The organism is Stenotrophomonas lacuserhaii (genome assembly GCF_039674585.1).
GTDB lineage: Bacteria > Pseudomonadota > Gammaproteobacteria > Xanthomonadales > Xanthomonadaceae > Stenotrophomonas > Stenotrophomonas pennii_A.
This window is the reverse complement of record NZ_JBDJNU010000066.1, coordinates 1-10,674: the sequence shown is the minus strand read 5'-3', so window position 1 is coordinate 10,674 and position 10,674 is coordinate 1. Positions and strand designations below refer to the sequence as shown.

11 protein-coding genes are annotated in these 10,674 nt (G+C 66.1%); 3 read left to right on the top strand and 8 right to left on the bottom strand.

Annotated elements, in window-relative coordinates:
• Positions 1-156: 156 nt before the first annotated feature.
• Complete coding sequence (gene ubiK, locus ABE522_RS16865; protein WP_057508499.1) at positions 157-411, bottom strand: ubiquinone biosynthesis accessory factor UbiK; 255 nt, start codon at positions 409-411, stop codon at positions 157-159.
• A gap of 136 nt (positions 412-547) precedes the next feature.
• Here ubiK and ABE522_RS16860 point away from each other — a divergent pair, with 136 nt between their 5' ends.
• Positions 548-886, top strand: coding sequence for a P-II family nitrogen regulator (locus ABE522_RS16860; RefSeq protein WP_042613243.1), 339 nt, complete (start codon positions 548-550; stop codon positions 884-886).
• Between the two features lie 317 nt (positions 887-1,203).
• Here ABE522_RS16860 and ABE522_RS16855 read toward each other — a convergent pair whose 3' ends face one another.
• Positions 1,204-1,872, bottom strand: coding sequence for an RIO1 family regulatory kinase/ATPase domain-containing protein (locus ABE522_RS16855; RefSeq protein ID WP_346592688.1), 669 nt, complete (start codon positions 1,870-1,872; stop codon positions 1,204-1,206).
• A gap of 446 nt (positions 1,873-2,318) precedes the next feature.
• Between ABE522_RS16855 and ABE522_RS16850 the strand changes: the two genes are divergently transcribed.
• A complete protein-coding gene (locus tag ABE522_RS16850) occupies positions 2,319-3,224 on the top strand; it encodes an aspartyl/asparaginyl beta-hydroxylase domain-containing protein (protein ID WP_346592687.1) in 906 nt (301 codons plus the stop codon).
• Between the two features lie 13 nt (positions 3,225-3,237).
• Here ABE522_RS16850 and ABE522_RS16845 read toward each other — a convergent pair whose 3' ends face one another.
• The 6 genes from ABE522_RS16845 to speE form a co-directional block, all read right to left on the bottom strand.
• Positions 3,238-4,227 (bottom strand): PDR/VanB family oxidoreductase, encoded by a 990-nt coding sequence (locus tag ABE522_RS16845; RefSeq protein ID WP_346592686.1) that lies wholly within the window; start codon positions 4,225-4,227, stop codon positions 3,238-3,240.
• Positions 4,224-5,537 carry an aspartate aminotransferase type Ic gene (locus ABE522_RS16840; RefSeq protein ID WP_346592685.1) on the bottom strand — a complete coding sequence of 438 codons (1,314 nt, stop codon included), beginning with the start codon at positions 5,535-5,537 and terminating at the stop codon, positions 4,224-4,226. The genes ABE522_RS16845 and ABE522_RS16840 overlap by 4 nt, the downstream gene beginning before the upstream one ends.
• A gap of 1 nt (position 5,538) precedes the next feature.
• Positions 5,539-5,880, bottom strand: coding sequence for an AzlD domain-containing protein (locus tag ABE522_RS16835; protein WP_346592684.1), 342 nt, complete (start codon positions 5,878-5,880; stop codon positions 5,539-5,541).
• Entirely contained in the window at positions 5,877-6,578 is a 702-nt protein-coding gene (locus tag ABE522_RS16830; protein ID WP_346592683.1) for an AzlC family ABC transporter permease, read from the bottom strand. Before ABE522_RS16830 ends, ABE522_RS16835 begins: the two co-directional genes overlap by 4 nt.
• Complete coding sequence (locus tag ABE522_RS16825) at positions 6,575-7,399, bottom strand: sugar phosphate isomerase/epimerase family protein (RefSeq protein WP_346592682.1); 825 nt, start codon at positions 7,397-7,399, stop codon at positions 6,575-6,577. The genes ABE522_RS16830 and ABE522_RS16825 overlap by 4 nt, the downstream gene beginning before the upstream one ends.
• A 227-nt stretch (positions 7,400-7,626) precedes the next feature.
• The gene (speE, locus tag ABE522_RS16820) at positions 7,627-8,481 is read right to left on the bottom strand and encodes a polyamine aminopropyltransferase (RefSeq protein ID WP_346592681.1); all 855 of its coding nucleotides are present in this window, start codon (positions 8,479-8,481) and stop codon (positions 7,627-7,629) included.
• A gap of 175 nt (positions 8,482-8,656) precedes the next feature.
• Between speE and speA the strand changes: the two genes are divergently transcribed.
• The gene (speA, locus tag ABE522_RS16815; RefSeq protein ID WP_346592680.1) at positions 8,657-10,546 is read left to right on the top strand and encodes an arginine decarboxylase; all 1,890 of its coding nucleotides are present in this window, start codon (positions 8,657-8,659) and stop codon (positions 10,544-10,546) included.
• The last annotated feature ends 128 nt before the right edge of the window (positions 10,547-10,674 follow it).

The following is a 10,674-nucleotide window of genomic DNA, read 5'->3' as shown; positions in this document are numbered from 1 at the left end:
TCTTACACCGGGGCTATCCGGGGGGGGCCCGCCCTGCGGCGTACCCTGCGGGGGGTCCCTTGCGTTCCCCCAATCGGCCGTCACCCACCGAAGCAAGCTGCTCACCCACCGAAGGGCTGGTCCGCCCACCGAAGCGGGGCGGTCCAGCAGTTCATGTTATTCAGCCGGGGGCTGTGGCTTTTCCATCGCGGCGACCACCTGTTCCAGTGCATCGAGCTTCTCGCGCGTGCGCAGCAGCACCGCGCGCTGTACGTCGAACTCCTCCCGGGTGACCAGGTCCAGCTTGGACAGGCCGGCCTGCAGGGCGCTCTTGAAGGTGGACTGCAGCTCTTCGCGCGATTGGCGCAGGCCCGGCGGCACCAGGTCGCTGAGGCGGCGGGCGAGGTCATCCAGCTGGTTGAGGTCGATCATGGGGACTCCTGGGACTGCCGCGTGGCCGCTCGGCAAGCCGGCGCCACGCGCATTACGAATGAGGGATGCCAAGGATACTCTCGCCACTGCAGGCGCACAGGCGCTATCCTCGCGGCCGAGTACAGGAGGATCCACGATGAAGATGGTCATGGCGGTGATCAAGCCGTTCAAGCTTGATGACGTGCGCGAAGCGCTGGCCGAGCGCGGGGTCACCGGGATCACGGTGACCGAGGTGAAAGGCTTCGGGCGGCAGAAGGGCCACACCGAGCTGTACCGCGGCGCCGAATACGTGGTGGACTTCCTGCCCAAGGTGAAGCTGGAAGTCGCGGTGACCGACGATCAGGTGGAGAGCGTGGTCGAATCGATCGTGAAGGCGGCCGGCACCGGCAAGATCGGCGACGGCAAGGTATTCGTGTACGAGCTGGGCAGCGTGGTGCGCATCCGCACCGGCGAACTGGACGCAGACGCGCTGTAACGCCCGCTGATCGGTAGCGCCGAGCCGTGCTCGGCGAGCGCAGCGGCAAGGGCAACGGCGTGACGACCAGCGGTCGTCACCCACCAGATGCAACGGCGTGACGGCCAGCGGCCGTCACTCCCGTGGCCAGAACGGTAGCGCCGAGCCGTGCTCGGCGAGCGCAGCGGCAAGGGCAACGGCGTGACGACCAACGGTCGTCACCCACCAACGCAACGGGGTGACGGCCAGCGGCCGTCACTACCGGGGCCAGAACGGTAGCGCCGAGCCGTGCTCGGCGAGCGCAGCGGCAAGGGCAACGTCGTGACGACCAACGGTCGTCACGACCGGGGCCGTTTTGCCCAGGCGTAGAAGCGCTTCCAGCCCCGGCGGATGGCGGCCACCCAGCCCGGGTCTGCCACCCGCGCGGCCAGCGCGTCGCTGGGCCGCTGGCCGGTCAGGCGCTGGCGCATCTTCACCAGGTTCTTCAGGTCGCTGCGGCTCAGCTGGCGGCTGATCGGGTTACGCCGCAGCCAACGCGGCGTGCGCCAGGCCGAGGTGAAATCCAGCAGCACCGGCACCCCTCCACTGACCACCACGTTGGTGCCATGCAGGTCGTTGTGGGTGATACCGGCGGCATGCAGGCGGTCCAGCGCCTGCTGCAGTTGTTCGAACACCTCACCGCCCACCGCCTGCGCGGTGCTCAGGGTCTGCCCGGGGATGAATTCCATGCCCAGCGCGAGGCCGCCGATGGTGCCCAGCAGGGCGGGGGCATGCTTCCAGCCGCTCAGGCGCTGCAACATGTGGGCTTCGTGGTGGACCAGAACGCGCGCAAGCAGGGACAGGGGGGTGCCCCGATAGCGCGTGTAGTCCTTCACCACGGCCGGCTGTCCGTCCATGCAGGTGCGATAGACGTCCGGTTCCAGGAAACGTTCGCCGCGCTTGAGCAGCAGCGGCATCGCGGCGTCGTCGCCGCAGATCGGAGAGGGGGAAGCAACAGGGTTGTCCATAACGTTCTCTGACAGCCCGGTGGGTGGCGCAGAGCGTCAAGCGAACCGGCGGAAGGGGTATTGGCGGATGCGCTGATTTTAGTACTGACCAGTTTTCTATTAAATAATTGTGACGGCGTCGGCGGTGCAACAGTGCGTCATGTCATTTCGGACAATTCTGTCTCAGTTATTTGTTATCCGTTATTTATCAGAGAGTTGCACTGTAAGCAGCTGTCGCTTGTAGCCAAACCAGACATGAATGCGGAGGTGGGTGCCGCCCACAAGACGCTGCAAACGCCGTGCGGCGCTTGACCGCCGCCGCCCAGCTGCCGACCATTGCGCGTTCCCTGCGCGCCTGGTCGGACCGCCCCTGTCGGCACGTCCCCGTCCCCGCGCGTGACCGGCGCGGCTGTATGCCCGCCCGTTCCCTGCCCACCTGCGTCCGGCCCCCGCCGGAGGAATCGTCAATGACCAAGATCGTGCTGGCCGTGCTGTTCATCGCCTGCGTGCTGTACATCCATTACCGCGGGAAGGTCCGCGCGCGCTGGTCGCGCCAACTGCTGGACCACTCCAGTTTCATGGCCCCGATCAACGTGGTCATGTACCTCTTTTCCAAGGTGCCGACCACCCCGTTCCTGGATCCGGGCAAGGAGTTCCCGCAGCTGGAACCGCTGCGGCAGAACTGGACCGTGATCCGCGACGAGGCACTGGCGCTGCGCGACGCGCAGAAGATCGCCGCCTCGAGCAGCTTCAACGATGCCGGCTTCAACTCGTTCTTCCGCCGTGGCTGGAAGCGCTTCTACCTGCGCTGGTACGGCCCGTCGCACCCATCGGCCAAGCAGTTCTGCCCGCAGACCGTGGCGCTGATCGAGTCGATCCCGGACGTGCGCGCGGCGATGTTCGCCCAGCTTCCGCCGGGCAGCGAGCTGCGCCCGCACCGGGATCCGTTCGCCGGCTCGCTGCGCCTTCACCTGGGTCTGAGCACGCCCAATGATGACCGCTGCTACATCGAAGTGGACGGGGTGAAGAAGAGCTGGCGCGATGGCGAATGGATGATGTTCGACGAGACCTACATCCACCACGCGCACAACCAGACCGACCAGGACCGGGTGATCCTGTTCTGCGATATCGCCCGTCCATTGCGCTTCGGCCTGCCTGGCCTGTTCAACCGTGCGGTGGCGTCCACGCTGCTGGCCGGTGGCGCCTCGCCGAACCTGCCGGGCGATCCCACCGGTGGGGTGAACAAGGCGTTTGGTGGCGTGTACAAGGTGCGGCTGAAGGCCAAGGCGCTGCGTGCGCGCAGTGCGTTCGCCTACCACGCGATCAAGTGGGGCCTGGTGGTGGCGGTGATCGCGGGCATCTGGGCGATCTGATCGCTGTATCCCGCTAGAGGTCGAGCTCCAGCTGCGTTCCTCGGCAACCGGACACACAGGGCAGCATCAGTGACGAATGCTGTCGTTCGTGCTCGCTCAGGATGCCATCGCGGTGGTCGACCTCGCCGCTGACCACCCGCGTGGCGCAGCTGCCGCAGATGCCTTGGTGGCAGCCATTGGGAACGGTGACGCCGCTGCGCAGCAGGAAGTCCAACAGACTTCCCTGGCCATCGTGATGGAGCCGTCTGCGCGAGCGCGCCAGCACCACGTCGTATCCCCTGGCAGGCGGGCTGCCGGTCAGGCGCGACGGCGCGCTGAAACGTTCCACATGGGCGCGCGTGATACCAAGCCGCCTGCAAGCCAGCCCAAACGCGTCGAGCATCGGCCCCGGCCCGCAGCAGTAAAAATGCGTATCAGGTGGATGCGCTGCGAGTAGTGGCACGAGATCGGGCGGGCCTCCACATTCGTCGTCGAACAGGCAGGTGAACGTGTTGCCCAATGGGGTGAGGTCCTGCAGGAAGGCCGCATCCTGCCGCGAACGCGCGCTGTAATACAGGTGCACCGGACGCTGCCGCGCGACAAGATGCCGGGCCATGCACAGCAGCGGGGTAATACCGATGCCGCCGGCGATGAGCACGCTGTTCTCTGCCCGCTCATGCAGCGGGAACGCATTGCGCGGCAGTGACACCTGCAGGGCATCGCCCTCGCGCAGCTGCGTGTGCAGGTAGTGCGATCCGCCGCGTCCTTCGGCCACCCGCAGGATGCCCAGTTGGTAACAGCTCGCATGCTGCGGCGGATTCATCAGCGAGTAGCTGCGAACCCGCCCGTCCGGAAGCGCCAGGTCCACATGCGCGCCCGCAGTGAACCCCACCAGCGGAACGTCGCTCGCCGGGGCGAGCTCGACCACGATCACGCGGCTGCTGCGGCGTTGCAGCCGGCTGAGGCGCGCGGCTTGCCAGGTGGACTGCCGTGGCGATGATGTGGCGAAGGACGTGGTGTTCATCGCTGGACATCCTGCGCGGTAGGGGGGGTATCACAGGCTGCAGCTGTCGCGGTTTCCGCACATGCCAGAAGCACACAGCCCGCGATGATGTCAGCGGCCCGCGCAGCGTCGGCGGGCGATAAGCGGGACGGGGCAATGCGCAGGCAACGGTCCTCGGGATCGGTGCTGCCACAGTGGGTCGTTCCTGCAGGCGTGAGGCGTACGCCCGCCTGTGCGGCCAGGCTCACCACGTGGCGGGCACAACCAGCGGGCACCCAGAGAGTGATGAAGTACCCCCCCGACGGCAGGCTCCAGTGCACGTCCTTTAGAAAGCGGAGCCGGCGCGCGAAGACCTGCAGGACCTGCGCGAAGCGCTGCTGGAGCATGTGGCCGTGCTGCTTCATGTGGCGGGCAACACCGGCTGCGTCGCCGAAGAAACGCAGATGCCGGACCTGGTTCACCTTGTCCGGCCCGATGGTGCACGCGTGCTGCGCCGCCAGCCACCAGTCCAGAAGGCGCGCACTGCCTCCCAACAGCGCGATACCGGCGCCGGGGATGGTCATCTTCGAAGTCGAGGCGAACAGCAGAGGGCGATCCGGATTTCCCGCAGCGACACAGGCGTCGTAAAGGCCCGGCAGTGCGCAGGCCTGCGGAGCGAAGTCATGGACGGCGTAGGCGTTGTCGCAGAACAGGGTGAAGTCCGGCGCGGCGATGTTCATCGTCGCCAGCCGGCGCAGCACTGCAGCGCTGTAGATCGCTCCGCAGGGATTGGAGTGGCGTGGCACGCACCACATTCCGCGGATGCGTGGATCCTGCGCTACGTGTTCCTCCACCCGGTCCATGTCCGGTCCGTCGTGGCCCATCGGCACCGGCACCATCGCAATGCCATGGTCGCTGCAGATGGCGAAATGGCGGTCGTACCCCGGCACCGGACACAGGAAGCGGACCTCCCTGGCAGCTGACCATGGCGCATGCCCCGGCAGCCCGGTGCGCCATGCCAGGCCGATGGCCGCATGCATCAGCGCCAGGCTGCTGTTGCCGCCAACTGCGGCCTGCGCGGGCGGCACGCCGAGCAACAACGGTGCGAGCAGGGCGCGCAACTGGGGTATGCCCTGCTGGCCACCATAGTTGAGCCAATCCTGGCCGTCCCCGCTGTCAAATGGTGCGGGTCCTGGCAGTGACAGCAGCGCGTGCGACAGCGCGACCTGATCGTGGGAGGGTAGCCCGCGGGTCATGTCCAGCGCGGTCGGGGTGGCCCGGCAGGCGGCATGCCAAGCGCGCAGTTCCTCGAGGTCTTCGGTCCCGGTGCACTCGGACGCGGCGGCGGCCATGTCAGTCCCCCACCAGCAGCGCCGCTGCATAGAACGCGATGCCGGCAAGCAGGGGAATGAACACGCTGCCCCGCCACCGGGCCACCGCGCCCGCGAGCAAGACGACGGCCAGCTTCACCAGCGCATCGGGTGCATGGAAAAGAGCCAGGGGACCTTCGGCGAACGATTCGCCGAACAGGGCGAGATAGATGACGCTGCCCATCACGGCAGAGGCGGCGTGCTGGAGGAACCGCACCACCGGGCTGTCCGGGGCAAGCGCCAGCCGTCGGAATATCAGCAAGGGGATCGAACGCATCAGGTAGGAAGCGCCCGCTGCGGTACCAATCAGGATCCAGCCGTTCATGGCGCTGACTTCCGTGAGCAGGCGTCTGCTGCCTGCAGCAGGGCGGCGGTGGCCAAGGGCACCACCAGCACATGCAGGCTTCCCATTTGGCTGCCTATCAACGGCGTGAGCAGGAACCCGGCAACGGTCGCCTGCAGTGGCTGGAGTCCCCCGGGCGCGTGGCAGGCGAGCGCGGTGAAATGCACCGGCAGGATGATCGCGATGAGTTGTGCCACTACGACGGACGGCGTAGCGCCCACGTAGTGGCCTGCCGCGGTGGCTGCGATGGCGCACCCTAGCGTGGTGATGCCGCATCCCAGGTAGTAGGCGTATGCATCCTTCGGTCCCGTGCCGCATTTTCTGGAAAGCGTGAAGGTGGAAATCGACAACAGCTGGGCCGAAAGCAGCGACCGGCCCAGGCTGACATGCTGGAACTGTTCGGCGAGCACCGATGACATGATCACGAACCGGAAATTCACCAATACCGTTGCCACCAGCAGGGCGGCGATGCCCAGCGTGTCTGATTGCTGGACGATCAAGGCCTGCAGCGGGGCAGCGTGCACGGTGAGGGTCATGGCCGTGGCCTGCAGCAAAGAAAAGCCGGCCTTGCCCGCCAACGCGCCAATCGATGAAAACAGGAACATGAAGGTCAGGCAGACGGGCAGGGAGTCACGGCAGCCCTGCAGCGCATTGCTGCGCACGAAAGACGATGCGTTCATCCTGCGTCCCCTCGGTTGCCACGGCGGGCGGCTAATCCGTTGAGCAGCTGGACACTGCCTGCAAGCGTGCCGCCGCGCGTTTCGAATCCCACCATGCCGCGCCAGCCCGCTTCGATGATGGCAGCTATGAGGACATCGAACGGCAGGTTGCCGGCGCCCAGGGGAAGGTGCGCGTCACGATCCTGGTTGTTGTCACTGAAAGACATGCCGACGATGCGGCGATGGAAACGCCGGAACATCGCGACCGGGTCGCCGCCATTGACGTAGGCGTGGGACACATCGAAGAAAAGGTGGAGGCCGGGCACCTGTTCCAGCACCGTGGCGATTTCATCGGGGGTGGTGCAGATGTAATAGAAGGGATGGAAGCGGGTGTAGTTGCACAGGTTCTCCAGCCAGATCTGCACGCCGCGCGGTGCGGCATAGGCAACCAGTGCGCGCAGGTTGGCGATCAGCTGGTGCAGCCCCACCTGGCGTACTTCGGCAACCAGTCGTGGTTCCACCACCCCGCCGCCATGCACGATCAGTGGTGCGCCGCCCAGCCGGCTGCAGATATCGATTTCGCGGCAGGCATAGTGCAGCGCGGCGGTGGCCAGCGCTGGAACGTCGCTGCCGAGCGGAGATTTGAAATTGCCGTGGTAGATCGGCCGCATGCCGGTCTGCTGCATCAGTTCCAGCAGTGCTTCCAGGCGCTCTGGCAGGAAATCTCCCGGGCGTTCGCCGTGCAGGCTTCCGTCCACGTACCAGTGGCTGTAACCCTGTTGCAGGGCGCGGGCGAGGCCCGACTCGGCATCCAGGTAGTCCTGCTGGGCGGCCGCTGCCATGAAGTCCGGCCATGACGTGGCGGACGAAGGGGGAAACGCTGCGTAATCGGAAACCGGGCTGCCCATGGTCGACGCTCGCTGCAGGGGTGTGCAGCTACTCTGCGCCGGGTAGAAAACGTCGCGTGTAGGTCAACGGCGAACGGTACGGTGGCCGTTCGCCGCCGAGCGCGGTAGGGATGATCGCAAGGCTGGGCCGAGGTTGTCGGCCCGGCCCATCCCCGGGCCGATCAGCCCTTCAGCGCGGCCTGCACGAACGGTGGCGTCACCAGCACGCCGGTGTGCAGCGCCGCGGTGTAGTACAGCGTATCGAAGCTCTTTGCAGCGGCGTCGGACTGGCGGAAATCGAACCCGCTTTCGCCCTTGCGCGCCAGCGTCACGCTCCACCAGCCGGTGGGGTAGCACGGCTGCGGGAACGGCAGGGTCTTGAACGAAGCGAAGCCGGCCTTGCCCATCTCGGTGCGCATTTCGTTGATCAGTTCCAGCTGCATCAGCGGCGATTCGGACTGCTGCACCAGGATGCCGTCGTCTTTCAGGGCCTTGAAGCAGCTCTCGTAGAACGCCTTGTTGAACAGGCCTTCGCCGGGGCCGACCGGGTCGGTCGAATCGACGATCACCACGTCCACGCTGCCTGCCGGGCAGTTGGCCATGTAGGCCACGCCGTCGTCGAACATCAGTTCGGCGCGCGGGTCATCGTTGGAATCGCACAGTTCCGGGAAGTGCTTGCGCGCCATCACCGTGACCTGCTCGTCGATATCGCACTGGGTCACGCTCTCCACGTTCTTGTGCTTGAGCACCTCACGCAGGGTGCCGCAGTCACCGCCGCCGATGATCACCACGCGCTTGGGGGCGGCGTGGGTGAACAGCACCGGGTGGCTGATCATCTCGTGGTAGAAGAAGTTGTCCTTGCTGGTCAACATGATGGCGCCATCGATGGTCATCAGGTTGCCCCAGTCGGTGGTCTGGAAGATCTCGATCTTCTGGAACGGCGACTGCACTTCGTCCAGCTTGCCGGTGATGCGGTAGCCGATGGCCGAGCCAGTGCGCTCGAAGTGTTCGATATACCAGTTGCTGTTGTCAGTCATGGAGGAGCAATCCTTTTCGGAGGATGGGAGCCGGGCTGGCGGGGGCGGAGCCGCGTGGCGGCACGCCCGTTCAGGTCCAGGGCAGCGACCACGGGCGCGGGCGCGCATGATAACGAACCCTTCGTCGATCAGGGGTTATCATGCACCCCCTTTTTTACCAACCAGGCCGACTTCAATGACCGATTGGTCCCTCGACCAAGCCCGCAAGACCTACTCGATCCCGCATTGGGCGGACGGTTACTTCGACGTGGATCAGGCCGGGCACATGGTGGTGAGGCCGACCGGGGCCGATGGCCCGGTGGTTTCGCTGCCCGATGTGGTTGACGCGGCGCGCGCCAACGGGGCCAAGCTGCCCCTGCTGGTGCGCTTCCCGGACATCCTGGGCCAGCGCCTGGGCAAGCTGCAGGCCGCCTTCGCGCAGGCCCAGGCCGATTGGGAGTACCCGGGCGGCTACACCGCCGTGTACCCGATCAAGGTCAACCAGCATCGCGGCGTGGCCGGCACCCTGGCCAGCCACCACGGCGAAGGCTTCGGCCTGGAAGCCGGCAGCAAGCCCGAACTGATGGCCGTGCTGGCGCTGTCGCGACCGGGCGGGCTGATCGTCTGCAACGGCTACAAGGACCGCGAGTACATCCGGCTGGCGCTGATCGGCCGCAAACTGGGCCTGCAGACCTACATCGTCATCGAGAAGCCGTCCGAGCTGAAGCTGGTGCTGGAAGAGTCCCGGGCGCTGGACGTGAAGCCGGGCCTGGGCGTGCGCATGCGGCTGGCCTCGCTGGGCGCGGGCAAGTGGCAGAACAGTGGCGGCGACAAGGCCAAGTTCGGCCTGTCCCCGCGCCAGCTGCTGGACCTGTGGAAGTCGCTGCGCGACACCGAATACGCCGACTGCCTGAGCCTGCTGCACTTCCACATGGGCTCGCAGATCTCCAACGTGCGTGACATCGCCAACGGCATGCGCGAAGCCACCCGTTACTACGTGGAAATGTCGCAGCTGGGCGCGAAGATCACCCACGTCGACGTGGGCGGCGGGCTGGGCGTGGATTACGAGGGCACCCGTTCGCGCAGCTTCTGCTCGATCAATTACGGGCTCAACTCGTATGCCAGCAGCATCGTGCAGCCGCTCGCCGACGCCTGCAAGGAACACGGCCTGAAGCCGCCGCGCATCGTCACCGAGTGCGGCCGCGCGATGACCGCCCACCACGCGGTGCTGATCGCCAACGTGTCCGAAGTGGAACAGGCGATGGAAGGCCGCGTGCCGGACCAGCACGACGACGAGCCGGCATCGATCCGCCACCTGCGCGAGATCCATTCCGAACTGGGCCAGCGCCCGGCGATCGAGCTGTTCCAGGAAGCGCAGCATTTCCATGCCGAAGGCCTGTCCAGCTATGCGCTGGGCCAGATCGACCTGCCGCAGCGCGCGCGCATCGATGACCTGTTCTATGCCATCGCCCACGCCGTGCGCGCACGCCTGAGCTTCGACGAGAAGAGCCATCGGCCGGTGCTGGACGAGCTCAACGAGCGGCTGGTGGACAAGTACTTCGTCAACTTCAGCGTGTTCGAATCGATCCCGGACGTGTGGGCCATCGACCAGGTGTTCCCGATCGTGCCGATCGAGCGCCTGGACGAGCAGCCGGACCGTCGCGGCATCATCGCCGACATGACCTGCGATTCGGACGGCATGGTGGAAACCTACGTCGGCAACGAGAGCCTGGACAGTTCGCTGCCGCTGCATGCGCTGCGTTCCGGCGAAAGCTACCGGATCGGGTTCTTCATGGTCGGTGCGTACCAGGAGATCCTGGGCGACATCCACAACCTGTTCGGCGATACCGATGCGGTGGAAGTGCGTGCCGGCGCGGAGGGCTATGCGATCACCCAGCAGCGCCGCGGTGACACCACCGATGTGATGCTGGACTACGTGGGTTACAGCCTGGCCGAACTGCGCGCGACGTACGCCGAGCGCGTGGCGGCGGCAGGTCTGACGGACGAGCGCGCGCAGGAGCTGTCCGAGGCGCTGGAAGCCGGGCTGACCGGTTACACGTACCTGTCCGACGAACCGTTGATGTAAGCGGGATGTGGTGGGTACGACCCTCTTCTGGTGGGTGTCGACCGTCTTGTGGTGGGGGTGGGGCCGGGTGGTGGGGGAAAGGTGTGTGTTAAAAAAAAGATTAGACAAACAAAGGGACACCCACACCC

Excerpts from the sequence above, each read along its gene's own strand:
- ubiK (WP_057508499.1), bottom strand. The coding sequence starts at position 411 with ATGATCGACCTCAACCAGCTGGATGACCTCGCCCGCCGCCTCAGCGAC.
- ABE522_RS16860 (WP_042613243.1), top strand. The coding sequence starts at position 548 with ATGAAGATGGTCATGGCGGTGATCAAGCCGTTCAAGCTTGATGACGTG.
- ABE522_RS16855 (WP_346592688.1), bottom strand. The coding sequence starts at position 1,872 with ATGGACAACCCTGTTGCTTCCCCCTCTCCGATCTGCGGCGACGACGCC.
- ABE522_RS16850 (WP_346592687.1), top strand. The coding sequence starts at position 2,319 with ATGACCAAGATCGTGCTGGCCGTGCTGTTCATCGCCTGCGTGCTGTAC.
- ABE522_RS16845 (WP_346592686.1), bottom strand. The coding sequence starts at position 4,227 with ATGAACACCACGTCCTTCGCCACATCATCGCCACGGCAGTCCACCTGG.
- ABE522_RS16840 (WP_346592685.1), bottom strand. The coding sequence starts at position 5,537 with ATGGCCGCCGCCGCGTCCGAGTGCACCGGGACCGAAGACCTCGAGGAA.
- ABE522_RS16835 (WP_346592684.1), bottom strand. The coding sequence starts at position 5,880 with ATGAACGGCTGGATCCTGATTGGTACCGCAGCGGGCGCTTCCTACCTG.
- ABE522_RS16830 (WP_346592683.1), bottom strand. The coding sequence starts at position 6,578 with ATGAACGCATCGTCTTTCGTGCGCAGCAATGCGCTGCAGGGCTGCCGT.
- ABE522_RS16825 (WP_346592682.1), bottom strand. The coding sequence starts at position 7,399 with ATGGCAGCGGCCGCCCAGCAGGACTACCTGGATGCCGAGTCGGGCCTC.
- speE (WP_346592681.1), bottom strand. The coding sequence starts at position 8,481 with ATGACTGACAACAGCAACTGGTATATCGAACACTTCGAGCGCACTGGC.
- speA (WP_346592680.1), top strand. The coding sequence starts at position 8,657 with ATGACCGATTGGTCCCTCGACCAAGCCCGCAAGACCTACTCGATCCCG.